This is a genomic window from Dendrosporobacter quercicolus (assembly GCF_900104455.1).
GTDB classification, from domain to species: Bacteria; Bacillota; Negativicutes; order DSM-1736; family Dendrosporobacteraceae; genus Dendrosporobacter; species Dendrosporobacter quercicolus.
In genome coordinates this window covers 1-21949 of record NZ_FNHB01000013.1, presented here as the reverse complement: position 1 = coordinate 21949, position 21949 = coordinate 1, and the positions used below count along the sequence as shown (strand labels likewise).

Below are 21949 nucleotides of genomic sequence, written 5' to 3'. Positions count from 1 at the left end.
ACAATGCATATTGAACCTAGTTTCCGGAAGCGCTATCATAAAGCGCTGGCTGATACTGTAATGATTAAAGCGGTAAAATTAGGCACCGGACGGTTAAGAGGCAAACGGGCCGAAGCCATTGCCGAAGTGGGGCCCGAGCGCTGGGCGGCTTTCCGCGAACGGGCGGAGGCCATTCGGATGCATGTCATTCAGCACCTGGATCAGTATCTTGAGCAACTGGTGGATAATGTCTTACAGCGAGGCGGCCATGTTTGCTTAGCCAGGACCGGCGAGGAAGCGGTGCAGTATATTGAAAACCTGGCCAAGGAGAAGGATGCCAAATCGATTGTAAAATCCAAGTCGATGGTATCTGAGGAAATTCATCTCAATCCGGCGCTGGAAAAAATGGGCTGCAAAGTGATTGAGTCCGATTTGGGTGAATGGATTATCCAGCTGGCGGATGAGACGCCATCACATATTATCGTTCCGGCAATGCATAAGAACCGTTTTCAGGTGGCCGAGCTGTTTAATGCCGTAAGCAACGAAAAAATACCGGCCGAGACAGCTGATTTGTGCGCTTTTGCCCGTAAATATCTGCGGCAACAGTTTCTGAATATCGATATCGGCATTACCGGCTGTAATTTTGCCATTGCCGATTCAGGCGCTGTTACGGTATGCACCAATGAAGGCAACGCCAGAATCATATCGGCGCTGGCGCCGACGCTTGTGACCATTATGGGGATGGAACGAATCCTGCCGGGCGTGGAGGAATTGGCCGTGATGCTGTCTTTGCTGGCCCGCAGCGCAACCGGTCAAAAAATAACCGTTTATAATACGTTGTCTACCGGTATCCGTATGGAAGAGGAACTGGACGGGCCGCAGGAATTTCATCTGGTCATTGTTGACAATGGCCGTTCCAAGCTGCTTGGTTCAACCTATGAAAAGGTTCTTAACTGTATCCGCTGCGGTTCCTGTCTTAATGCCTGCCCGGTGTACAGGAACATTGGCGGTCATGCTTACGGCTGGGTCTATCCGGGGCCGATTGGCGCTGTTTTATCGCCCTTATACCAGGGGATTTCCAAATACGGCGAGCTGCCTTATGCCTCTACTTTGTGCGGGGCCTGCCACACGGCCTGTCCGGTAAAGATACCGTTGCACGATATGCTGTACGCCTTGCGCAATGACAAAGTGGAGCTGGAGAAAAAAGGCGAAATTTTAGAAGATATTGCCTACAAAGGCTGGAATGCGGTTTTTGCCAGTATGAGCCGGTACCGTTTTTCCATCCGTATGGCCCGCCGGTTCCAGTTTCCGCTGGTTAAAGCCCAAAAAATTGCTTATGGTCCGCCGCCAATCTCAGACTGGTTGAAATATCGTGACATGCCGGCGTTGCCGGATAAGTTCTTCCACGAAATTTGGCCGGAACTGAATGAAGAGCGAAAGGAGTAGATAAAATGGCGCAAGGCAAGCTGACGGGCGACCGGGAAGCGTTTTTTTCCGCAATCCGCAATCGTATTAAGACGCCGCCGGGTTCAAAAGCCGGGCGGGTGGAGAATCCGATGGACGGCCTATTCACGGAACGCGGCACAACAGTTGAAGAACGGCGGGAGCTCAGGGAACGGTTTATCAAAGAGTGGAAGGCACTGGGCGGTCAGGCGTTTAGTGTCGGAAACAGGGACGAACTGGCAAACGCTCTGACCGCGATCATTCGCGAAAGGGGAATTCAGCAGGCTGTCCGGTGGGATCATCCCGAACTGGAAAAACTAAATTTAAGGGAGATTTTTGCCCAGGCTGAGGCCAAATTATTTGTATGGCCGCTGGCGACGGGCCGCCAGGAGTGGATTCCGTCGGCCGAGTCAATGGAGGCCGGCGTGGTGTGGGGCGATATTGCCATGGCCGAGACGGGAACGCTGGTACTGCCGGGCGGCGCCGGGCAACCGACAACGGTGTCTATTCTGCCGATTACGCTGATTGCTGTTTTTACAACAGCGCAATTGGTTGACGGTTTTTACTCGGTAATGAAACTGCTAAAACAGCGTTATGGCACAAAACTGCCGACCACCACCACCTTTATTGCCGGACCCAGCCGCACTTCGGATATCGAGATGGATTTAACCATTGGCGTTCATGGCTCCAAGTACGTGTATGTTTGCATTATGGATGAATAGCAGCACAACAGCTCCATCGCAATGGAGCTGTTGTGCTGCTTATACAAAGCCGGTTAAGGCGGGGCAGGTCAATCATCCCGGGCGCTGTTGCCGATATAGGAGGAAGTTTGAGCGCTGCTTTTGCGAAAACTGGCATTTTTGTTGAAGGAACGTGTTGAAACTGAGAGAGGCAATTGCGCTCATCCGGAATAGAATGAATCATAGATAGAATAGGGGGAGGCTGTAAGACCAGGGAAACATAAAACGGCTACCAACGTTTCCGTTGATAGCCGTCAATTTTTCATTGATGGCGGAGTGGCAGGGATTTGAACCCTGGCGGGCCTCACGACCCCTAACGATTTAGCAAACCGTCCTCTTCAGCCACTTGAGTACCACTCCGAATGCTGTGTTGTCTAAATTTAATATGGCGGAGGGGGTGGGATTCGAACCCACGGTCCCTTGCGGGATCACTGGTTTTCAAGACCAGCTCCATAAACCACTCGGACACCCCTCCGTGTCCGGCACATCTAACATTATAGCAAAATTAAAAGGGCTTTGTCAACAAGCTTGCTGACGGTAAATAAAGTCACTGCATACCGGAGCTGGTACGGCCAGTCCTGCGTATTGTTTCAAGTACCAACTGTAGCGGAAATGATAAATTACGGTTAAATGTATTGACTATTGTAAGCCCGGAGAGTATATTTTTAATGTAAAGCTAATTAAACTAATGAGGCAGGTGAGAAAAATGGATGTAGACATACCTAGTTTACGCTGTTTTGTAAAAATAATCAAATATCGGGGAATATTCCATTTTTCTTACTTATTTAAATTTTTTTAGTGAGAGATCTGGACCTGCTTCCCCATGAAAAGGGGGAATATTCATGCTGCAAGTGTATAAAAGCGATTGTTACACTGGAGCTCTGCGTGAATTGGCTGTTGATGCCCTGGAAAAAGGGGCCTGGTTCAATCTTGTCAATCCGACTGTCGCTGAGCTTAACATTGTGGCGGCAGCAGTCAATATACCGATGGATATTTTAAAAGCGGCGCTGGATGAAGAAGAGCGCTCGCGTACGGAAATTGAGGATGACTGTATTCTGATTATCACTAATGTTCCGGTTATGCGCACCAGGGTTTCTTATGATACTTTGCCGCTGGGAATTGTACTGACGCGGGATTATGTCATTACTGTCTGCCTGGAGAATAACGAAGTTTTATCCGAGTTTAACTGCAATAACGCCAAACTGTTCAGTACATTCAAGAAAACCAGGTTTCTATTTCAATTCTTATATAAGTCGGCGACGTTATATTTAAAATATATCCGGCAAATCAGTCGTCTGACGGATGAAATCGAAAAACAGCTGCACCGTTCGATGAAGAACGAGGGCCTGTTTCAACTTCTGGAACTGCAAAAAGCCCTGACTTATTTCAATGCATCGCTGCGTTCCAATGGCGTAGTAATGGAAAAGCTGCTGCGGCTGCGTTCCAATAACAATTTGCAGTATCTCATTAAAATGTTTGAAGAAGATGAAGATTTGCTGGAAGATGTTATCATTGAAAATAAACAGGCGCAGGAAATGGTTGAAATGTACAGCCGTATTCTGACTGGCATGGTTGAGACTTTTGCTTCAATTATTTCTAATAATTTGAACATGGTAATGAAATTTCTGGCCTCAATGACGATTATCATGGCGATACCAACCATGATATCCAGCTTTTTCGGCATGAATGTTGTTATTCCGATTGCCGAGAGTCACGGATTTCTTTATGTTTCAATGATTTCGCTGGCCTTAACTTCAGTCAGTGCGTTTGTTTTATGGAAGAAAAACATGTTTTAACGAATTTTTTGGTGATTGTAGGGATGAAGATGAGTGTTATGGTTGCTGCCCAGCTCAAGGCCGGTATTATTTTCGGCGATACGATCAATCATGAATATATTTATATGCCCGGGGGCGAAGTGGGGGTAGACAATCCGATCTGCGTAATGGAAACAGCCCACAGCCGCCAGGATATTGAACTTAAGCGAGCGGTGGAATTAATTCTGCGGTTGAGCTTAAAGCCGGCCAGACATCCCCGGTTTGGCCGGAAATCCTGCTAAAACAAAAAATGACTGCAAATGATGATCGACATTTTGGCCTTGGGTAGATAACGCAAGGCCTTGTTTTGTTTGAATGGGGTTTTTCCATTCCGTTCAATGAATTTGTCAAGATCGGGGTATAATTAGAAAGGGTGTAATTTTGACAAGTAAGGAGAAGCGCACGATGATTAAGACGGGATTGGAAATTGTCCGGCAGCATAAGGAGTATGAAGAAAAAATTGCCGAACTGTCTGATGCTGTAGTACGGCTTGAAGAATATAATTATACGAAAAGTATTCTGCGGGATGAGCTCAGTAAATTGCGGGCAGATTTGCAATTCTTAGAAGATACCCGCTTTAAGCCGCTGGATCCTATTGTTATCCATACTTCGCTACTGGGCGGAAAATCCTGAACCGGAACTTTACAAGCCGGGACGGGTGTTCTTAAATAGCAATTAAACCGGCACGCGCTCTATGGCTGCACCGATTTAGGGCGGTGTGCCGCACCGGAAATGAGTGAAAAACATGCAGCGTTGGGTTATTCATGTTGATATGGATGCGTTCTATGCAGCCGTTGAACAGCGGGATCATCGGGAACTGGCCGGAAAGCCGGTAATTGTTGGCGGTTTGGGCAGCCGCGGCGTTGTTTCCACCGCGTCTTATGAGGCGCGCGAATTTGGGGTACATTCGGCCATGCCAATGGCTGAGGCTCGCCGCCGGTGCCCGCAGGGGATTTTTCTGGCCGGAAGCCACGCCCGGTATAGTGAGGTTTCGGCCCGGATTATGACTGTGCTGTCAGGGTTCTCCCCCCTCATTGAACCGCTGGCGCTGGATGAAGCTTTTTTAGATGTCAGCGGCATGGAGCAGCTTTATCCGGATATATACCAGCTGGCTGCTGAAATTAAGCAGCGGATCAGGCAGACCGTTGGTCTGGTGGCATCTGTCGGGGCGGCTGAAAACAAATTTCTGGCAAAACTGGCTTCAGAGCTCAAAAAGCCGGACGGCCTGGTGGTTATCGCCCCGGGAAAAGCTTTGGGCGTGTTGGAAAGCATGCCTGTCAGCCGGCTATGGGGTGTTGGCGCTGCAACGAATAAAATTTTGCGGGAGCTGGGCATCACTACAATTGGTGAGCTGGCCCGGTTTGATTTAGCACTTCTCATTCAGCATTGCGGCAATATTGCCCAGCAGCTGCATGCTTTGGCTAACGGCCGGGACGTCCGGCTGGTTATCGCTGAACGTCCGCCTCAGTCCGTCGGCAAGGAGCTGACTTTTGCTGCTGATTTGACCGGGACGGACAGACTGAAAGCCGAATTGCTGGCGCTGGCCGAAAAAGTGGGCTGGCGCTTGCGCTGCTCGGGGTACAGCGGCCGGACAATTACGGTTAAAATAAGATACCGTTCGTTCCGGACAATTACCAGAAGCTGTACTTTATCGCAGTCAACAAACTTTGATGAAACTATTTATCTAACTGCCTGCATGATTTTTGACAAGTGCAGTCATACCGAGGGTATACGGCTGCTGGGCATTACGGTAAGCAGTCTGCAGTCCGGCGATCAACTGACGCTATTTGACGAAAGCGACAAACGGCGGGCTTTATATAGTACGGTTGACCGGCTGAAGTCGCGGTTTGGCGAGGCAATTATCACCAAAGCCCAATTGTTGCGCTAGTGTCTTGAAACTGCCCTGATTAACGGAAAATGCTGAAACGACGGCAATAGGCCGTCGTTTCAGGCGAAGAAACAGCTATGATTAGCGTTTGCATTCCGACTTGCATTCTTTGTCGTTCCGGAGCTGATTTTTAGCGGCTAACTCCTGGGAAAACTCCAGATTTACCTGATTAGCCTGGTCGTTTTTGGCGCATTTTTTGTCAATTTGACAATTGTTTTTCATCTGTTATCACCTCCGTTATTTAGTTTAACCATTGCGTTTGTTTACATAGCTGGCAATTTTTAATAGAAAGGATGGAAAAGGCATGATTAATAAGCAGCGTATGTTGGCGGAATTTTTGGATTTGCTGCGGATTCGTTGTTCGTCCAAGGCTGAGCGTGAAATTGGGGATTTGCTGAAGGAACGCTTGTCTCAATTGGGTTTAAGCGTTTTTGAGGATCAGGCCGGTTCGGAAATTGGCGGCGCCTGCGGCAATATTATCGGCTATTTGGCGGGAAACGTGGCAGGTAAGAGTATTATGCTGAGCGCGCATATGGATTGCGTAGAGCCCTGCGCCGGGGTTGAACCAGTGGTGCAGGATGGCCTGATTAAATCGGCGGGCAATACTATTTTAGGCGCTGATGATAAAGCCGGGGTTGCCGCTATTTTGGAAGGTCTGCGGGTGGTAATTGAAAATAAATTGCCGCACAGCGGCATCCAGGTGGTTTTTACGGTTTCCGAAGAAGCCGGCCTGGATGGCTCAAAGCATATCAGGCGGTCCGATTTAAAGGCCAGCCTGGGGTATGCCTTGGATTCCGGCGGGTCGCCGGGGCAGATTATTACCAAAGCGCCTGGGCAAAACAGTATTGACGTGATTATTTACGGTAAGACGGCTCATGCCGGCGTAGCGCCTGAGGAAGGGGTGAATGCCATTGTTATGGCCGGCAAGGCTTTAGCTGAACTTAGGCAGGGGCGCATCGACCATGAGACGACCGCCAATGTCGGCATGATATCCGGCGGTCAGGCGACCAACATTGTCCCTGACCGGGTCGAGTTAAAATGTGAAGCCCGCAGCCGCGATATTGGCAAACTGGCCGCCCAGACCGAGCATATGAAACATACTTTTGAACGGGTAGCGACGCAAAACGGGGGCCGGGCCCAGGTGGAGGTCCGTCATGCGTATGACCCTTTTGAACTGGCCGACGACTCCCCGGTGGTGGCTCTGGCGGTGAAAGCTGCCGGCAATATCGGCTTAAAAGCCGTACTGCAGGCTACCGGGGGCGGCAGTGACGCCAATTATTTTAATTTTTATGGTGTGCCGACCGCGGTTTTGGGCGTAGGTATGAGCAAAGTGCATACGGCTGAAGAATTTATTAAAGAAGAAGATCTGTATCATTCGGCTGAGCTGGTGGTTGCCATCATTTCAGCGGCAGTTGAATGAAATTACAGTAAACGGAAAAAGCCAGCGAGTTCTGACTGAACAGCTGGCTTTCCTTTGGTTGGTCAAGGCACTGGTAAGTATAAGACCTTCTTTAGCGGAAGCTGGCAAGCAGATAGTGTGCTTCCGTATCGGCGGCAGCGGCTTGTTTGTTTTTGGATTGCTGGTAGCGCTCCAACAGCAGTTCCAGCTCGTCATAGTACTGATTAGGGTTACCGCCGGTGCTTCGGCAGGAGTTTATAATGTGACAAAGCTCGGAAATTCTAAAGATCATTGTTTGTCTGCCAATTATGTTTTCCAAGGTAAGATCACTCCTCTAAAACTAATAATGCCCAGTTGCCGCAATCCGGGTCATCCAGGATTGCAGCTTAATAGACGATAACGCGTCTTATCTTATACTATGATGGTTTGCGAAAATGTGAAATACTTATTTACTAAAAATTTGGGAAAATAAACTTGCGGTGATTCTGCTAGTAAGGTACAGCCTGATCGGCCAACCGGGAAAGGTTTTTTGTTGTTAACGGCGAAGTTAATCGGTCAGGAACCTTGCTTTAAGTCCGGCAAACAAAAGTGACACAGGGGAGAGAACGATATTGTCAACGATTAATGCAATACTGATGGAACCGGGTAAAGACCTGGTTATCTGCCAATTATCCGCTGATATTGAGCAGCAAATTGAAGAAATAGCCGATATTCTGGCCGGAAATTTCGCCAGTACCCGCTTGTTTAATGTCGGCAACGGCGTTTCACTGCATATTTTTGTAAATGACCTGGCGGTACCGCTGGGTTTGACCGCCAACAGGCGGTTTCCCCACCCTGACGAACAGGAAATTATTTTTGGCAATGCCCTGTTTTTGGCTTTGGCGGATGAAGCGGGGGAAGAACAGGGCGCGCTCAATATTCCTGAAGATATCTGCCGGGTTTTTATTGAAAATTTAGAGCGGCATCTGGCCCGGTGCAGCGGCCAGGAGAAACCCGGACCTGAAGCTGAGATCTACACTGAGAACGCCGGTACGCCTGATGAGCGGAGTTTTAGATGGCAGGAAGTGGAATGTCCTGAGGCTGTGGATAAATTTATTGGCAGCGGCCGGGTGCGAATTGTTGATGACGGCCTTTGTGACACCATTGAAATCAATGGCCGCTATTTTAAGCAAATTACCGTGCCGGCCGCCCATAAATCACTGCAGTAGTTTTCTCCTGCGGCATTTGTCCGGCATCGCTGCAGCGTCTGTATGATAATAAAACAGGCGGCAAATACTATCCCTAAAAAAAGGGGGTTTGGCGATGCATGCAAATAGAGCCGAAGAAATCATGAAGTCGGCCGATGTCATTGGCGTCCAGTATCGCAATAACGCTGTGTGGATTGACAATATTGACAAAGGGCGCAATACCGCGTATGTTACTTATCTGGAGAAAGGCAATACCGTTCATGTGTCGATAGACCGGCTGGTGGAAACCGGTCCGGTCACCGGAAGGCAATGACCGGCAGCTAGCGAAGAGCCGTCTCTCCCGCCGAAAGGCTTGGAGGCGGCTCCCGTTGTTCCTTAGGGGCAATTCAGCTATAAGGCCTGTTTCAATCTTAGCAGCCGGCAGATGCGATAAAGCAGGTTGGTGTAGGCTCCGGAATTACGGAGCAATGCCTGCCGGATGGCTTTGTCCCTGCTGGTGGACAGTTTAGGATCAGACAGGTATAACGCCAGTAAGCCGCAGACAGCGGTAGTGGCAAAAGCGGGGTTAGGGGTGGACTGCGCCTGTTGCCGGGCTTGCCGGCTAAAAAAACTCAGTCTGTCGAGAATCTGCCGTTCATCCTGGTAGTAAGCAACGAAATTAAGGTCGCCGTTGGTCTGATCTTCAACTGCATCAATGAAATAATCCAGCAGGATATGCAGACCGCTGATCCAGGGGAAATAAGCAGCGGCGATATCCTCGGCGTCACGGGCGGTCAGGGCGGGATTGGCGGCGGCGGCGGGCAGCATAAACATGCCCAGGGTTGAGCCGGTGGCTGCCGCAAACTCCCATATTGTAAGTTCAGGATACTTGTTGATATGCTTATCGATCCATTCCCGCATTTTGATTTCCCTGATCGCCGGATCAAGGTGTTTATAGGTTTGAAGTTCACTGTATAGTCCGGCCAGTTTTAATGCCGCGGGCTTGGCTGCTTCATAGGCCGGCAGCTTAGTCAGCTCCTGCCGGCAGGTTTGAACCAGAGCGGTTAAATAGCCGCCATCCTGACTGTACGGATAATAACGATAGTAATCATGACCAGGCGACGCCGGGTCAAGCGCATCAGTGACTGCCAGATGCAATTGTCTGAATGACGCCTCGTCGGCAATTCCGGCCCGGTCGCAAAGATTATCCAAATAATCGCTGATTGTTTGCAGAGCGACGATCAGTCTGACAAAGTCTTTGGTGTTTACCCCGTCATATAAGCTGTATACGCTGCCGCCCTGGCAGTGAAATTTTTTGTCCCTGATGCTGGCTAAAGCCTGTTTTTTTAGTTCAGGGCCGGCGTTATTGTCGGCAAAATCGCGCCAATAGGACAGTTCCTGATCGACAACCGGCAAAACAACGGTAATCAGTTTGCCTACAAGGTTAAAGCCGGCCAATGTGTTGATTAGGGTCTTTACCATTTTTTATCCTCCGGTCTAGTATAAGTAGAACTCACATTAAAACTGTTTGTTGCTTCCGTCCCCGCAGGGCGAAAAAATCCACACTGTCTAATCCTAATTCACAACTTTGCCAAGACACTAGTATTGCTAATTATCGCTACTATTAGTATAGATGATCGGCGGGGTTATTGTCATCATTGACCTGTGTCAATCTGTAAATCAAGCAGGCAGCCGGTATCAGCCCGGCGAGATGAATGACTATTGTGGCAAGTGTGGCTTTAATGACGGGATTATCGAGGTTGAATATGATTATGAGGCGGCGGCAAAAGAGCTGGGGTATTTCCCAATGCGAAGGCTGCAGCCCAACTGCGCCGGCGTATTCGGGGAACCGGCCGGTTATGAAAAAGTGCGGCGTACAGTCGCCCCATAACGAACAAACAGCAGAGGCTGCGCCAATGGGGTGCAGCCTCTGCTGTTTGTTTGGCTGAAATACTCAGCGGCTATAACTCATAGTCAGGTTTGCGCCAGTGTCTTTTTTAAACCAGCGTTCCAGCTTAGTCCAGGTTTGCTGCGCCATTGGTATGGGTTCGTCGGCAAATAACAGCAAATGGGCCTGTCCGCCGGAAAAAACAGCCTCAATCTTTTTGACCAGCCCAATCTGGCTGGCATCGAGGGTTTCGGCGATCGCCAGCAGCAAGGCCAGTTTGCGGGCGGTTTGCCAGTCGTTCTCATCTAAAAACTCATGATAGACCCTGTGGTTGACGAATTTGGCGCTAGGCCGTTCATGCCAGCCGGCAATCACGGCGGTAAGCAGTTGTTCGCGATGCGTCAGTCCGAATAGTCTGGCGTTTTCAACCAAATAGGCGCTATGGCGGGGGTGATCGTAGTAATTTATCGTTATGCCGATATCGTGCAACAAAGCCGCAACTCTCAGCAGCTTTTGCTGGCGGGCGCTCAGAGCAAGCAAATCGGACCAGCCGTTAAACATGGCTGCGGCCAGATCGGCTACATGGCTGGCATGGCCGGTATGGCCTTTATAAAACAACAGCATATTGTTGGCGCTGTGCTCCAGGATATCCGGTAATATCCCCCCGCTGCTGCCCAAATAATGCTGAAAGAATACGCCTTCACGCACTCCGCAGCCGCTGATGATCAATTGGCTGCTCCGGGTAATATCAAACAGGCCTTTAACAATGCTTAAGCCGCCTAGAATAATATCAGCCCGCCCGTTGCTAAGCCCGGGCGTTTTCCGGCGCTGCGACAGCGTTTTTCGGGAAATTTCTTGCCAGAGGGCTGCAAAGGACAGCCAGCCCAGGCGATAATTATGGACTTTGGCAATTGGGTAGTTTTTCCGTTTCTGATCTATTTTGGCGATGTTTCTGGCTGTTCCTCCGGTGCCGATCAGCGGAATGGAGTTGTCTTTGAGCCAGGGGAGCTGCTCAAAGTGGCGCAGCATAAAAGCAATTGCGCTCTCCAGCTGCGAATCGGCGGCGTTGTTTTGCAAATTGAACTTTTCGGTCAGGTTAACCGAACCAAAAGGCAGGCTGACGGTTTGCTCGGCTTTACGGTTTTTGATCAGCGTAAGCTCGGTGCTGCCGCCGCCTAAGTCAAATAGAACCGCGTCCTGAATGTCGATGGTATTTGTTACTCCCAGATAACCCAAGGTTGCCTCGGCATCTCCGCAAATAATCTGTACATTAATTCCGGTCTCCTGCTCCACCTGCTGAATGAAAGCCGGGCCATTCCGGGCATTGCGTACGGCGGCGGTTGCGACTGCCAGGGTTATATCCACCTGCAGCAGCTCGATCATCCGGGCGAATATGGCTAATGTGTGAATTGCCCGCCGCATTGCCGCTGGCTGGAGCAGGCCGTCGCCGGCCATGCCTTCACTTAACCGTACGGCTTCTTTCTGGTGATAAGCCAGGTTATAAGCGCCATTATCGTCTATGTGCATGACGATTAACCGGGCTGAATTGGAACCTAGATCAATAATTGCTATTCGTTCTGGCCTCAACGCCTACAACTCCTTTCTAACGGACAGTATTCGCCATTTATTGTAATATCCTTTTCTCAGCAGCCTGAAAAATTACTCTTGCTGGCTGCCTCCGTTCAGTGTGGCCTGGATTTCGGCCAAATTGTTATGAAAAATTAACAAAGACTTAACAGGAATCAGGGCTGAGCAAGGTATTTCGGGGCGGGACTTTGCACTTTTTTAGCGAAAATATGCGAAGAGGTGAATTATATGTTGAAAGAGGCAACTTGCAATCTTTTTGCAGCAATACATTTAGGTTCGGAGCAAGTTGGCATTCAAATTGTTCAATACCGGAATATTGATGATATCAAGGTGGTTGACCAGGCTGCCCGCCAGGTGTCGCTTGGTGAAGAAACCTTTAAAAGCGGGCGTATCAGTTTTTTGGCGATCAACGAATTGTGCGAGTTATTGCAAGGCTACAAGCGGTTGCTGGCTGAATACGGTGTACGCGATTATCGCCTGGTTGCCACCACTGCGGTGCGTGAGGCGGTTAACCGGTATTATATCCTGGATCAAATTAAGGTAAAGACAGGCTTGCGGGTGGAGATTGTGGACATGCCGCAGGAAATTTTCTATAAATATGCCGCTGTGTTTAAAAATATCCAGGATCACGGTTTGACCAATACGCCTGACGGGCTGCTGTTTGTTGATATATCTTCAGGGGGCCTGGGTATTACCTTATATAAAAACGGCGCCCTAAAGTACCAGCAAAACATTCATATTGGTATATTGCGCATTAAAGAAAGTTTTGATAAATGGCAGCGGGAGTCCATGTATTTTCAGCAAGCCCTGTCAGAGTATATTTATAGTGCAATTAAGCCTGTTCAGCAGGCGCTGGAGCAATATGCGATCAAGTATCTGGTTTTATCCGGGCCAGAGACCAAGCTGCTGTTGAAGATACTGGGCTATGGTCTGAAGGATGGACTGGCCCTGGTTGAGCTGACTGACTTTTACAAGTTATACGATAAAGTTAAAAAATTAAATTTACCTCAGATCATCAAGACTTTTGAGCTAAGCGAAGCCAAAGCTGAAATGGTTTTGCCGACGATTGTGCTCTATAAGCAGATTCTTGGTTTAACTGACATTGACAAGATCGTCATTCCGGATGACCAGTTCATTGACGGTATCTGCTTATTGCATATTATGGAAAAAACCCGGGACAAATGGTCGGAGGTAATCGACCGTCAGATTATTAGTCTGGCCTGTTCCCTGGGCGCTAAGTACAAGTACGATTGCCGCCATGCGGACGCAGTTGCCGGCGCTGCTTTGCTGCTGTTTGACCATATGGCGAAAATTCACGGCCTTGGCCGGCGAGAGCGGCTGATGCTGCACACGGCGGGTATTTTGCATGATATCGGCAAGTTTGTCAGTTTGCGTCAGCATTATTCTTACTCTTATCAACTAATCGATTCTTCTGATATTATGGGTTTTTCAGAGATGGAAAAAAATATTATTGCCAATGTCGCACGATACCATTCTAAAATAACGCCGGTGAGCGACAACCTAAGTCTTGCCGGACTTACCGATCAGCAGCAGGTTACTGTGGGCAAATTGGCGGCGATTATTCGTTTGGCGGATGCAATTGACCGTGCGCACCGGCAAAAAAGCACCAGTCTTGCTATTGAACTAAAAGGAAATCAGATCACGATTAAGGTAAACACACAGGCGGATATCTCATTAGAAGAGTGGACTTTTCTTGATAAGGTTAAGTTTTTTGAAAGTGTTTTTGGAATTCGGGCGATTCTGACCAGGAGTGCGGAGGTAAGCTGATGTTTGATCAACAAGAGTATTTTATCAATCGCGAATTAAGCTGGCTAAAGTTTAACCAGCGGGTTCTGAATGAAGCGGCCGCAAAGGATGTGCCGCTGCTGGAGCGTCTCAGGTTTATTGCGATAACCAGTTCCAATTTGGATGAGTTTTTTATGATCAGAGTGGCAGGATTAAAGCAGCAGCAGGAAAGCGGCATGACCAAAGTGGATATTGCGGGCTTGACGGCGGGTGAACAGCTTAACCAGATTGCACAAGCGGCGCAGGACATGGTCAAGCTGCAATACCGTTATTTCAAAGCTGTGACGGGAAAGTTGGCAGAGCAGGGGATTTGTTTGAGCAGGCCGGCTGATTTATCGGACAAGGGCCGGGAGTGGGTTGAACACTATTTTAACAGTACCATATACCCTGTCATTACTCCTATGGCGTTGGATGCCAGCCATCCTTTTCCGTTTCTGGCCAACCGCTCATTAAATCTTGCCGTGGTGCTCTGCGGGCATGACGGCAAGGAAAGCTTTGCTGTGGTGCCGGTGCCCGGCGTACTGCCGAGAATTATCGAAGCGCCTGTTTACAGCCGGAGACGTTTTTTTGTCTTCCTGGAAGATATTATTATCCAATACTGTCAGCGCTTATTCCAGGGTCACCGGATTCGGTTTATTGTGCCATTCCGCATCACCCGGAATGCTGATTTATCGATTGATGAGGAGGATGCCAAAGATTTGCTGGCTGAAGTCGAAAAATCATTGCGGCTGCGCAAACGGGGCGAGGCTGTACGCCTGGAGCTTGGCCGCAGCAATGACAAAGATATTAAGCGCTTCCTCGTTGAACAGCTGAAAATAACCGGGGACGATGTTTATGAAACGGCCGGGCCGCTGGATTTAACCTGCATGATGAATTTTGCCGACCTGCCGGGCTGCGGCGATTTGCGCTACAAGCCGCTTAAACCGTTGCTGCCCGTTTGTCTTCAGGATAAAAAGGATATTTTTGCGGCAATTCGCCACGGCGATATATTGTTGCATCATCCGTATGAATCATTTGCGCCGGTTGTGGAATTTATTCAGTCGGCGGCCAATGATCCTGCGGTATTGGCCATTAAGCAGACCTTATACCGGGTCAGCGGCGATTCGCCCATTGTCCGGGCGCTGGCGCTGGCGGCTGAAAACGGAAAACAGGTTACGGTCATTGTGGAGCTGAAGGCGCGGTTTGATGAAGAAAAGAATATCCAGTGGGCCCGGCGCCTGGAAGAGGCCGGCTGTCATGTAGTATATGGTCTGGTGGGTTTAAAAACACATGCGAAAATAGCCCTCGTTGTCCGCCGGGAGAATGAGGGGATTAAGCGTTATGTTCATATGGGAACGGGAAATTACAATGACGCAACAGCCCGGATTTACACCGATCTGGGGTTGTTTACCTGCAGCGATCAATTCGGCATTGACGCTTCGGCTTTTTTAAATACTTTGTCAGGGTACTCCGATGCGCCTGTCTGGAACAAACTGGTCGTGGCGCCGCTGGGACTGCGGGACCGGCTATATCAATTGATTGACCGGGAAATTGATCTGGCGCGGGCAGGACAGCCGGCGCGCATCATCGCCAAAATGAATTCACTGATTGATAAACAAGTGATGATCAAGCTATACGAGGCTTCCAGCCAGGGCGTTAAAATTGACCTGATTATCCGCGGTATTTGCGGGTTAAGGCCCGGACTTGCAGGGATAAGCGATAATATCACGGTCCGGAGCATTGTGGGGCGGTTCCTGGAACATCACAGAATCTTTTTCTTTTCCAATGGCGGCGACGAAAAAATCTGGCTTTCCAGCTCCGACTGGATGCCCCGGAACCTGAATGACCGGGTGGAGCTGATGTTTCCTGTTGATGATGACCGTCATATTGAGCGGATTAGACTGATATTGGAAATTATGCTCAAAGACAATCAAAAAGCTTATCAAATGAAAAGTGACGGAACTTACCGGCGGGTTAGCAAAAAAGGCAAGTCTGTCAACAGCCAGGATGAACTGTACCTCCGCCTTCAGAAACTTACAGCCATGACCGGTTCAGCACAGGAACCGCGGATGCGGCCGCTGCTTCGCAAGGATCTTGTTTTTTAGCTCCAAAGCTTGGCTATGGATAAAAGCATATAGACTAAGCCGCCGGCGATCAGCGGTCCGACCGGTATTCCATTGAAAAAACACACGCCGGCAATTGTGCCGATGATGAGGGAGGTAACCACCTCCGGTGACTCTTTCATAAACCAGGCGCCGCGGCCGCCGGCCCAGGCGACAAAAATGCCGACGGCAATCGCGATCACTCCGGTAGTCGTTTTAAACACTTCAGCCATGTTGGCAAGCGTAATGCGGCCGGCTGCAACCGGCGCCAGTATGGCTATGGTTAAGATTGTCACTCCGATGGAGATTCCGTTTTGTTCCAATGGTTCAAACCAGGAGGTAAGGCCGAGTAGTTTAAGGAGCAATAGAACTGCTGCGGCAATGCCGACAGAGGAATTGTTGCCAAGTACGCCCAGGCAAAGAACAATCAATAGCGGTAGATAGTCCCAAGACATTTTCAATCATCTCCTGATAAGCGCTATACCCTAAAGGTACTCTTGCGCTAATTCTGTTTAAATTCCTCTTGCTTTGATTATTTCCTGCTTGATATAATATTATAATGTAGATTAAAGTTGCTAGCGTGTGTCACTTAAAAATTGATTAGAATGCGAAAAAAGACCGCATGATAAGCCAAATGCTTAGGTGACGTACGGTACTAGGCTGTTGCCGTTATCGGCGCAGTTGGACACTGCAATAGTTCTTCTAATATTTAAGGGGGTAAGTCCCATGAGCAAATTTGAACTTGGTTTGGGTAAAAAGACAGTAAGTCTTACCCTGCCTGACGAAAAAATAAGCAAAGTTATTGAGGGCAAGCCCTACCAGGCGATTACCGATATAGCGGCAGCGGCCCGGCAGGCGCTGCGAAATCCGATTGGCGTTCCGCCGTTGCGGGAAGTCGTTAAGGCCGGGGAAAAGGTTGTCCTTATTGCGAGCGATATCACCAGAGCCTGGCTTAAGCATGATCAGTTTTTGCCTTATCTTTTAGACGAGCTTAATGCAGCCGGAATTCCTGATGCCGATATCTCGCTGATTGTTGCTTTAGGAGCGCATCGTTATCATACTGATGCTGAGAATATTAGCGTGTACGGTCAGGAGGTGGTAAGGCGGATTAATATTATTCAAAGTCATGCACCGGTGGAGGAGGACTTTGTCGATATTGGCACTACCAGCCGGGGCGTGCCGGTGAGACTCAACAAAGCAGTGGTAAACGCCGACAGGGTGATATTAACCGGCGGCATTGTATATCATTTAATGGCGGGCTTTGGCGGCGGCCGCAAAAGTATCGTACCGGGAGTTGCCAGCTATCCGACGATTCAGGGAAATCATAGTTTTTGCCTGCATGAACAGCCTGGCCAAGGCATCAGCCCGGTCAGCGGCTCCGGCAGGCTGAAAGGCAATCACATGCATGAGGATATGCTGGAAATGGCTGAACTGCTTAAGCCGGATTTCCTGTTTAACGTTGTGCTGGACGCCGAGGGCAATTTTGCCCGTTTTGTGGCCGGGCACTGGCTGGAAGCCTGGCAGGAGGGCTGCAAGACAACTGCTGAAATATTCGGCGTTGCAATAGATGAGCAAGCCGATTTGGTTATTGCTTCGGCTGGCGGCTTTCCGAAAGATATTAATTTGTACCAGGGGTCAAAAACCGTTGATAACGCTGTATTGGCTTGTAAAGATGACGGCGTGGTTATCCTATTGCTGGAGTGCGCCGATATTGCCGAGCCCCCTGACTTTAGCGACTGGTTCAATTACGAGAATTTACAGGAGCGCGAACAGGCGTTGCGGGAAGGCTTTACAGTGCCGGGCTTTGTTGCCCTAAAGCTGGGACTAATGGCGCAAAAAATTCCGCATATTGTAGTGACGCTGCCGGAAAATAGAGATTTTATTGAAAAGGCGGGCATGACTCCGGTAACTACCATTGAGGAAGCAATCGCCTTAGCTGAGGACAAGCTTGGCCGGTCTGAATATAAAATTATTGTGATGCCTCATGCAGCCAATACCGTACCAATACTGAAGACCCCAAATCTTTAACAGGAAAGGCGTTGACAAGATGGAGCAGTTGTACCGCGTTGCCGTTCATTATAAAAATGACAATGGCTTTATTGAATACGAGCCGGTTAGTAGAAAACTTCATGTTTTGCTGCAAGATGAAGTGAAACGATGTGAAGTTGAAAACTTCTTAACAACAGAGCATTGGATCAATGCGCCGCAGAATACGATCAAAGATTTTACCAGCAGATTAGTCCGGCCGACGGAAAGTCTTAGTAATCTCGAACTGGGATTGTCCAGGCTGTGGCAGAATACTGGCGTCCATGTTGACTGGAGCAGACCGGCTTAAGTTATTTAAAGTCTAATCCCACCAAGTGGGATTAGACTTTTTTGCGAGCGGGTGATCTAATGAGCTGTCAGAAATTTAAGCTGTTTAAGGCGTGTTGTAAGTGCATAAGTAAAGGAGGAGTTAAATGCAGAGTAAGTTTTTTATCAGATTTGCACCCGGTATTATTATCACAGCGGTGATTGTTTTGCATTTAACTGGCTTTATGGCTGAAAAGTATTTAATTCAGGCCGCTTCACTGACGATATGGCTGGTAGTTGCAATTGTTGATGTATTGTTGGGCTGTAAATGCGGCCGCTTAATTCAGGAATTGTACAAAGGCCGTTTTCAGGACAGTCTGACAGGCTTAAACAACCGGGAGTTTTTTTATTTGTTTCTGCGGGATATGCTGGCCCAAAAGCGGGCTGCAGGCCGTATCGCTTTAATTATGATCGATATAGATGATTTTAAACAGGTAAATGACTGCTACGGACATATTGCCGGCGACAAAGTTCTCCGGATGGTTGCCGATGGTTTTCGCAAGCATATAAGAAGCAGCGATGTGGCTGTAAGGTGGGGCGGTGAAGAATTTGTCATACTGCTTCCGGATACAAGTATCGAGGGCGCGCATTTACTTGCTGAAAGATTGCGCAGATATGTGGAAAAGCAGGAATTTGTGTATAAAGGCCGGCGGCTGCAAATTACAATAAGTCTGGGGGTGGCAACTGTCGATAAAGTTGTCGCCATAGATGCTTTAATTGAATTGGCTGACAAAGCTTTATATAAGGCTAAGGTCGAAAAAAATATTGTAAGTGTATGTTGTTGAAAAAGTCGGTTAACAACTTTATTCGTCTTTTTTGTTATAAAAAAGCGATGTTATCCACATTTTTATTCACAAGGAGCCAAAAACTGTGGATAACATCGTGATTTTCCAGCGTAATCGGCATTCTCCATGTGAATTGATTGTTAAAAGGATACAGTTGCTTTGTGGATAATTGCAAAAATCGTAAAAGATTTAAAAAATATTTACATAAATAAGCTTGACTATGATAGGTGATTTATGATATTATATTTTTTGTCGGCAGAAAGATGTTGCTATTATAATGACTCCGTAGCTCAGCTGGATAGAGCGTTTGACTACGAATCAAAAGGCCGCAGGTTCGAATCCTGCCGGGGTCACCATAGATATCTCAAAGGTTTTACGATACTTTCGTAAAGCCTTTTTTGTCGTTTTTATAGCAGTTTTACAACAACCGTACAACAACGCGGTTGTAACTGCATTTTCTAAACGGTCAATGAAGTGGTGTTTCATGATCGGTTGGGGCGGTCGGAAAGGAAGAATTGAGCCACGAGGCGATTTTTTCCTGGCCGCCGGATATCCTGTGGGTGTAGACATTGAGCAGCATATGGGTTGTGCTGTGGCCCAGCCGGTACTGGGCGTCCTTGATGCTGACGCCGTTGGCCGAGAGCCGGCTGGCGTGGTCGTGCCGGAGTTTATGAAACGTGATGTCGATGCCGGCCGCTTTGGCCAGGCATTTGAATTGTTTTGACCAACTGCGCGGGTCCTGCAGGTTGCCGCAGGGGCCGGGGATTTTCCCTTGAACCACAGGCGGCCGCCACCCGGCCGCCTGTTTTTTACCTCCGGCGCTTGCCGCAGGGATAGAGCAGTTTTCGTATCCACCGGTCAACCAGGGACGACTTTGTCCTTGTCTTCGGCCTTTAAGGCCGCCACAATCTTTTCAATGACGGCCCGCTCGGCCGGCGGCAGGCCGGCAATGTCGCGGGCCAGGTCGGTGACGTCGGCCGGCAGCGCCAGCACGCCGGCATCGACGCCAAGTAAGTGGTCGGTCGAGACTTTCAGAATGACGGCCAGCTTGACCAGCGTTTCGCCGTCCGGCTCGGTCCGTCCCCGCTCCCAGCCGGCCACGGTGGACTGATTGCCGGCACCGATCAGTTCCGACAGGGCGGCCTGGGACAGGTGGAGCCGTTCGCGGGCGGCGCGGATGCGCTTTCCTATTTCTTTGCTCATGTTTTTTCACACACCATCACATTTGATTTGCACACACTATCAAAAGAGCTGCTACCCACATTGTAATTGTTAAAGTGCGATTTGTAAATATAAAAGTGAGAAATGTATTGAAAAATTATCAAAGGGCTGCTATGATTATTACATAATGCAATATTAAATTGCGTTAATTCACTGGGGGGAGGAGAGATGCTCTATGACAAACACCAAGCTGGTGGTCACGGTCAAGGAGTTTGCGGCCATGACCGGCATTGGCCAGAACCGGGTGCGGGAGTTTTGCTACCTGCCGGATTTTCCGGCGTCCAAGGAGGGGAACCGTTTTATCATTCATGTGAAGGCCGCCAATGAGTGGCTGCGGCGGCGGGCCAGCGCCAAGACGGGCGTGAATACGGCCGGTCTGAAACGTTTCCTGCCGTGAAGCCGGGACGCCGGGACCAGGAATTTCACCGGTGGATGTGGGCGGGACCGTGAATTACATTGTCGAGCTCAACGGGTTCTACGCTGTCGAGCGAGGCCCAGGCGCTGTGGGGCGTGCTGATGCATCTGTTCAACCGGGCCGGCTGGCCGCCGCGGCTGACGGTGGCCGCCAGCACGCTGCTGGGGTTTCTGGGCTACAGCTACACGACGCTGTCCAGGGCCCGCGGCGAGCTGGTGGCGGCCGGGCTGCTCATTCATACGCCCCGCCCCGGCCGGTCAGCTCCTTGGTATGAACTGCGGTCAATTCAGAGCAAGCCTGTGGTCTGTGGATAACCCTGTGGATAAGCCGCGCTTGCCGCTGGTGAGGTCCTTTTGCCAACCATAGTGGTTGGCAACCCGGTTACATTAACTAAACGTAAACTTATGTATAAACGTAAACCAAACATAGTAGTAGGGCCGGTGAAGATGTGCATAACAAGGGGAGGGAGGCATTGAACAAGGTCTTTCTGGCGGGAAGATTGTCCCCGGAGCTGGATATGCGGGTTACCGTGAGCGGCAAGGCGGTCTGCTCCTTTTCGCTGACGGTGGCGTTTAGAACCAGGGTGCGGGAGGAAACCGACGCCATTGACTGCGTGGCCTGGGATGCGCTGGCCGAACTGATTGGCCAGGAGGGCGGGGACGGCCGCCGGGTGGCGATTGAGGGCCGGCTGCACAGCCGGCAATGGGAAAGCGCGGACGGTCAGCGCAAGAAGGTGACCGAGGTCGTAGTCCGGGACATCGAGTTTCTGGACAAGCCGGGATAAGGCCCGGACAATTGGCGCCGGCGGTTCTCTTTCCCCTCCCGGTTCACGGGAGGGGCCAAGGGTGGGTCTGCTAACCAAGGAGCCGGGGCGACGCTCCGCGGCAGCGGTGGTGGACGTCCAGCATTCACGCCAACAGCGCCGCCAGCCCTGCTGCCCAGGGTACGGAGGTCTATCATTATCCGGGCAGCAGCGAAGGCAAACGGCTGGCGGCCCTGCTGCAGGCCCGGCTGGTGGCCGAGCTGGGAACGGCCGACCGCGGCGTCAAGGCCGCCAATTTCCAGGTGCTGCGGCAAACCGGCTGCCCGGCGGCGCTGGTGGAGGTGGCTTTTCTCTCCCATGCGGACGAGCGGCGGCTGATGTGCGGTTATGCCGGGCAGTTGGCGGCGGCCGTGGCCATGACTGAGGCATTAGGTGAATATGCGGCCAGTAGCAGCCAATAGGTGATCACACATTACGCCAACCAACGCCTGCTTGCTATAAATCCTGCATTCCCGCTAAGGGGATGCAGGATTTATGTTTTATCTGGACGTTAGGTTATTCATCCAGAAATTTTCTCATATTCTCTGGGAAGCGGTGGCCGAAGGCTTTTAGTTTTTCCAGT

26 protein-coding genes and 3 tRNA genes are annotated in these 21949 nt (G+C 49.8%); 20 read left to right on the top strand and 9 right to left on the bottom strand.

Annotated features, from left to right (window positions below; all coding sequences use genetic code 11):
* The first annotated feature begins 3 nt into the window (after positions 1 to 3).
* Positions 4 to 1425: a LutB/LldF family L-lactate oxidation iron-sulfur protein gene (locus BLR06_RS17190; RefSeq protein ID WP_092074829.1), complete on the top strand. Its 1422-nt coding sequence runs from the start codon at positions 4 to 6 to the stop codon at positions 1423 to 1425.
* Positions 1426 to 1430: 5 nt separating this feature from the next.
* Positions 1431 to 2144, top strand: coding sequence for a LutC/YkgG family protein (locus BLR06_RS17185; protein ID WP_092074828.1), 714 nt, complete (start codon positions 1431 to 1433; stop codon positions 2142 to 2144).
* A 287-nt stretch (positions 2145 to 2431) separates the two neighbouring features.
* Here the strand turns inward: BLR06_RS17185 and BLR06_RS17180 are convergent.
* Both BLR06_RS17180 and BLR06_RS17175 read right to left on the bottom strand, forming a co-directional pair.
* Positions 2432 to 2522, bottom strand: a tRNA-Ser gene (locus BLR06_RS17180).
* A 26-nt stretch (positions 2523 to 2548) separates the two neighbouring features.
* Positions 2549 to 2637 (bottom strand) — tRNA-Ser (locus BLR06_RS17175).
* 367 nt (positions 2638 to 3004) lie between these two features.
* On the opposite strand from BLR06_RS17175, the gene BLR06_RS17170 reads away from it, so the two are divergent.
* The 4 genes from BLR06_RS17170 (at position 3005) to BLR06_RS17155 (ending at position 5864) form a co-directional block, all read left to right on the top strand.
* Positions 3005 to 3958: a magnesium transporter CorA family protein gene (locus tag BLR06_RS17170; RefSeq protein ID WP_092074827.1), complete on the top strand. Its 954-nt coding sequence runs from the start codon at positions 3005 to 3007 to the stop codon at positions 3956 to 3958.
* A gap of 23 nt (positions 3959 to 3981) precedes the next feature.
* Entirely contained in the window at positions 3982 to 4218 is a 237-nt protein-coding gene (locus BLR06_RS17165) for a hypothetical protein (RefSeq protein ID WP_423069639.1), read from the top strand.
* A gap of 163 nt (positions 4219 to 4381) precedes the next feature.
* Positions 4382 to 4609, top strand: coding sequence for a hypothetical protein (locus BLR06_RS17160; protein WP_092074826.1), 228 nt, complete (start codon positions 4382 to 4384; stop codon positions 4607 to 4609).
* A gap of 112 nt (positions 4610 to 4721) precedes the next feature.
* Positions 4722 to 5864: a DNA polymerase IV gene (locus BLR06_RS17155; protein ID WP_092074825.1), complete on the top strand. Its 1143-nt coding sequence runs from the start codon at positions 4722 to 4724 to the stop codon at positions 5862 to 5864.
* Between the two features lie 81 nt (positions 5865 to 5945).
* Here the strand turns inward: BLR06_RS17155 and BLR06_RS19625 are convergent, their stop codons facing one another.
* Positions 5946 to 6086 carry a hypothetical protein gene (locus tag BLR06_RS19625; protein ID WP_173812927.1) on the bottom strand — a complete coding sequence of 47 codons (141 nt, stop codon included), beginning with the start codon at positions 6084 to 6086 and terminating at the stop codon, positions 5946 to 5948.
* An 82-nt stretch (positions 6087 to 6168) separates the two neighbouring features.
* On the opposite strand from BLR06_RS19625, the gene BLR06_RS17150 reads away from it, so the two are divergent.
* Positions 6169 to 7284, top strand: coding sequence for a M20/M25/M40 family metallo-hydrolase (locus tag BLR06_RS17150; protein ID WP_092074824.1), 1116 nt, complete (start codon positions 6169 to 6171; stop codon positions 7282 to 7284).
* A gap of 91 nt (positions 7285 to 7375) precedes the next feature.
* On the opposite strand, the gene BLR06_RS19620 is transcribed toward BLR06_RS17150, so the two are convergent.
* Positions 7376 to 7582, bottom strand: coding sequence for a hypothetical protein (locus BLR06_RS19620; RefSeq protein ID WP_092074823.1), 207 nt, complete (start codon positions 7580 to 7582; stop codon positions 7376 to 7378).
* Positions 7583 to 7874: 292 nt separating this feature from the next.
* On the opposite strand from BLR06_RS19620, the gene BLR06_RS17140 reads away from it, so the two are divergent.
* Together BLR06_RS17140 and BLR06_RS17135 are read left to right on the top strand one after the other, a co-directional pair.
* Positions 7875 to 8471, top strand: coding sequence for a hypothetical protein (locus tag BLR06_RS17140; RefSeq protein ID WP_092074822.1), 597 nt, complete (start codon positions 7875 to 7877; stop codon positions 8469 to 8471).
* A gap of 94 nt (positions 8472 to 8565) precedes the next feature.
* Complete coding sequence (locus tag BLR06_RS17135) at positions 8566 to 8763, top strand: small, acid-soluble spore protein, H family (RefSeq protein WP_092074821.1); 198 nt, start codon at positions 8566 to 8568, stop codon at positions 8761 to 8763.
* Positions 8764 to 8840: 77 nt separating this feature from the next.
* Here BLR06_RS17135 and BLR06_RS17130 read toward each other — a convergent pair whose 3' ends face one another.
* Positions 8841 to 9911 carry a tetraprenyl-beta-curcumene synthase family protein gene (locus BLR06_RS17130; RefSeq protein WP_092074820.1) on the bottom strand — a complete coding sequence of 357 codons (1071 nt, stop codon included), beginning with the start codon at positions 9909 to 9911 and terminating at the stop codon, positions 8841 to 8843.
* A 229-nt stretch (positions 9912 to 10140) separates the two neighbouring features.
* On the opposite strand from BLR06_RS17130, the gene BLR06_RS17125 reads away from it, so the two are divergent.
* Positions 10141 to 10320, top strand: coding sequence for a hypothetical protein (locus BLR06_RS17125; RefSeq protein ID WP_139164529.1), 180 nt, complete (start codon positions 10141 to 10143; stop codon positions 10318 to 10320).
* A gap of 63 nt (positions 10321 to 10383) precedes the next feature.
* Here BLR06_RS17125 and BLR06_RS17120 read toward each other — a convergent pair whose 3' ends face one another.
* Positions 10384 to 11904 (bottom strand): Ppx/GppA phosphatase family protein, encoded by a 1521-nt coding sequence (locus tag BLR06_RS17120; RefSeq protein WP_245698209.1) that lies wholly within the window; start codon positions 11902 to 11904, stop codon positions 10384 to 10386.
* Between the two features lie 228 nt (positions 11905 to 12132).
* Between BLR06_RS17120 and BLR06_RS17115 the strand changes: the two genes are divergently transcribed.
* Positions 12133 to 13692, top strand: a complete 1560-nt coding sequence (locus BLR06_RS17115; RefSeq protein ID WP_092074818.1) for a Ppx/GppA phosphatase family protein — start codon at positions 12133 to 12135, stop codon at positions 13690 to 13692.
* Positions 13692 to 15794, top strand: a complete 2103-nt coding sequence (locus BLR06_RS17110; protein ID WP_092074817.1) for an RNA degradosome polyphosphate kinase — start codon at positions 13692 to 13694, stop codon at positions 15792 to 15794. The genes BLR06_RS17115 and BLR06_RS17110 overlap by 1 nt, the downstream gene beginning before the upstream one ends.
* Here BLR06_RS17110 and BLR06_RS17105 read toward each other — a convergent pair.
* Positions 15791 to 16246: a DUF441 domain-containing protein gene (locus BLR06_RS17105; protein WP_092074816.1), complete on the bottom strand. Its 456-nt coding sequence runs from the start codon at positions 16244 to 16246 to the stop codon at positions 15791 to 15793. The genes BLR06_RS17110 and BLR06_RS17105 overlap by 4 nt on opposite strands.
* A 271-nt stretch (positions 16247 to 16517) precedes the next feature.
* On the opposite strand from BLR06_RS17105, the gene larAH10 reads away from it, so the two are divergent.
* From larAH10 to BLR06_RS17085, 4 genes are all read left to right on the top strand, one after another.
* Positions 16518 to 17819: an NPN-dependent 2-hydroxyacid racemase, LarAH10 family gene (larAH10, locus tag BLR06_RS17100; RefSeq protein WP_092074815.1), complete on the top strand. Its 1302-nt coding sequence runs from the start codon at positions 16518 to 16520 to the stop codon at positions 17817 to 17819.
* A gap of 19 nt (positions 17820 to 17838) precedes the next feature.
* Positions 17839 to 18126, top strand: coding sequence for a hypothetical protein (locus tag BLR06_RS17095; RefSeq protein WP_092074814.1), 288 nt, complete (start codon positions 17839 to 17841; stop codon positions 18124 to 18126).
* Between the two features lie 124 nt (positions 18127 to 18250).
* Complete coding sequence (locus tag BLR06_RS17090; protein WP_092074813.1) at positions 18251 to 18928, top strand: GGDEF domain-containing protein; 678 nt, start codon at positions 18251 to 18253, stop codon at positions 18926 to 18928.
* Between the two features lie 279 nt (positions 18929 to 19207).
* Positions 19208 to 19284: transfer RNA gene (locus BLR06_RS17085), tRNA-Arg, on the top strand.
* A gap of 110 nt (positions 19285 to 19394) precedes the next feature.
* Here BLR06_RS17085 and BLR06_RS20415 read toward each other — a convergent pair.
* Both BLR06_RS20415 and BLR06_RS17075 read right to left on the bottom strand, forming a co-directional pair.
* Positions 19395 to 19709 (bottom strand): tyrosine-type recombinase/integrase, encoded by a 315-nt coding sequence (locus BLR06_RS20415; protein WP_173812925.1) that lies wholly within the window; start codon positions 19707 to 19709, stop codon positions 19395 to 19397.
* Between the two features lie 77 nt (positions 19710 to 19786).
* On the bottom strand, positions 19787 to 20131 hold the full coding sequence (locus BLR06_RS17075; RefSeq protein ID WP_092074811.1) for a helix-turn-helix transcriptional regulator: 345 nt from the start codon (positions 20129 to 20131) through the stop codon (positions 19787 to 19789).
* Positions 20132 to 20324: 193 nt separating this feature from the next.
* Between BLR06_RS17075 and BLR06_RS17070 the strand changes: the two genes are divergently transcribed.
* The 4 genes from BLR06_RS17070 to BLR06_RS17055 all read left to right on the top strand — a co-directional run bounded on the left by BLR06_RS17070 (position 20325) and on the right by BLR06_RS17055 (position 21788).
* The gene (locus tag BLR06_RS17070; RefSeq protein ID WP_092074810.1) at positions 20325 to 20546 is read left to right on the top strand and encodes a helix-turn-helix domain-containing protein; all 222 of its coding nucleotides are present in this window, start codon (positions 20325 to 20327) and stop codon (positions 20544 to 20546) included.
* Positions 20547 to 20659: 113 nt separating this feature from the next.
* Positions 20660 to 20878, top strand: coding sequence for a hypothetical protein (locus tag BLR06_RS17065; RefSeq protein ID WP_092074809.1), 219 nt, complete (start codon positions 20660 to 20662; stop codon positions 20876 to 20878).
* Positions 20879 to 21036: 158 nt separating this feature from the next.
* Positions 21037 to 21348, top strand: a complete 312-nt coding sequence (locus BLR06_RS17060) for a single-stranded DNA-binding protein (protein ID WP_173812923.1) — start codon at positions 21037 to 21039, stop codon at positions 21346 to 21348.
* Between the two features lie 122 nt (positions 21349 to 21470).
* Positions 21471 to 21788, top strand: a complete 318-nt coding sequence (locus tag BLR06_RS17055) for an N-acetylmuramoyl-L-alanine amidase family protein (RefSeq protein ID WP_092074807.1) — start codon at positions 21471 to 21473, stop codon at positions 21786 to 21788.
* The last annotated feature ends 161 nt before the right edge of the window (positions 21789 to 21949 follow it).

Excerpts from the sequence above, each read along its gene's own strand:
- larAH10 (WP_092074815.1), top strand. The coding sequence starts at position 16,518 with ATGAGCAAATTTGAACTTGGTTTGGGTAAAAAGACAGTAAGTCTTACC.
- BLR06_RS17135 (WP_092074821.1), top strand. The coding sequence starts at position 8,566 with ATGCATGCAAATAGAGCCGAAGAAATCATGAAGTCGGCCGATGTCATT.
- BLR06_RS17155 (WP_092074825.1), top strand. The coding sequence starts at position 4,722 with ATGCAGCGTTGGGTTATTCATGTTGATATGGATGCGTTCTATGCAGCC.
- BLR06_RS17160 (WP_092074826.1), top strand. The coding sequence starts at position 4,382 with ATGATTAAGACGGGATTGGAAATTGTCCGGCAGCATAAGGAGTATGAA.
- BLR06_RS17125 (WP_139164529.1), top strand. The coding sequence starts at position 10,141 with ATGAATGACTATTGTGGCAAGTGTGGCTTTAATGACGGGATTATCGAG.
- BLR06_RS17075 (WP_092074811.1), bottom strand. The coding sequence starts at position 20,131 with ATGAGCAAAGAAATAGGAAAGCGCATCCGCGCCGCCCGCGAACGGCTC.
- BLR06_RS17070 (WP_092074810.1), top strand. The coding sequence starts at position 20,325 with ATGACAAACACCAAGCTGGTGGTCACGGTCAAGGAGTTTGCGGCCATG.
- BLR06_RS17170 (WP_092074827.1), top strand. The coding sequence starts at position 3,005 with ATGCTGCAAGTGTATAAAAGCGATTGTTACACTGGAGCTCTGCGTGAA.
- BLR06_RS17165 (WP_423069639.1), top strand. The coding sequence starts at position 3,982 with ATGAAGATGAGTGTTATGGTTGCTGCCCAGCTCAAGGCCGGTATTATT.
- BLR06_RS17105 (WP_092074816.1), bottom strand. The coding sequence starts at position 16,246 with ATGTCTTGGGACTATCTACCGCTATTGATTGTTCTTTGCCTGGGCGTA.
- BLR06_RS17115 (WP_092074818.1), top strand. The coding sequence starts at position 12,133 with ATGTTGAAAGAGGCAACTTGCAATCTTTTTGCAGCAATACATTTAGGT.
- BLR06_RS17095 (WP_092074814.1), top strand. The coding sequence starts at position 17,839 with ATGGAGCAGTTGTACCGCGTTGCCGTTCATTATAAAAATGACAATGGC.
- BLR06_RS17090 (WP_092074813.1), top strand. The coding sequence starts at position 18,251 with ATGCAGAGTAAGTTTTTTATCAGATTTGCACCCGGTATTATTATCACA.
- BLR06_RS17185 (WP_092074828.1), top strand. The coding sequence starts at position 1,431 with ATGGCGCAAGGCAAGCTGACGGGCGACCGGGAAGCGTTTTTTTCCGCA.
- BLR06_RS19625 (WP_173812927.1), bottom strand. The coding sequence starts at position 6,086 with ATGAAAAACAATTGTCAAATTGACAAAAAATGCGCCAAAAACGACCAG.
- BLR06_RS17190 (WP_092074829.1), top strand. The coding sequence starts at position 4 with ATGCATATTGAACCTAGTTTCCGGAAGCGCTATCATAAAGCGCTGGCT.
- BLR06_RS17110 (WP_092074817.1), top strand. The coding sequence starts at position 13,692 with ATGTTTGATCAACAAGAGTATTTTATCAATCGCGAATTAAGCTGGCTA.
- BLR06_RS17130 (WP_092074820.1), bottom strand. The coding sequence starts at position 9,911 with ATGGTAAAGACCCTAATCAACACATTGGCCGGCTTTAACCTTGTAGGC.
- BLR06_RS17150 (WP_092074824.1), top strand. The coding sequence starts at position 6,169 with ATGATTAATAAGCAGCGTATGTTGGCGGAATTTTTGGATTTGCTGCGG.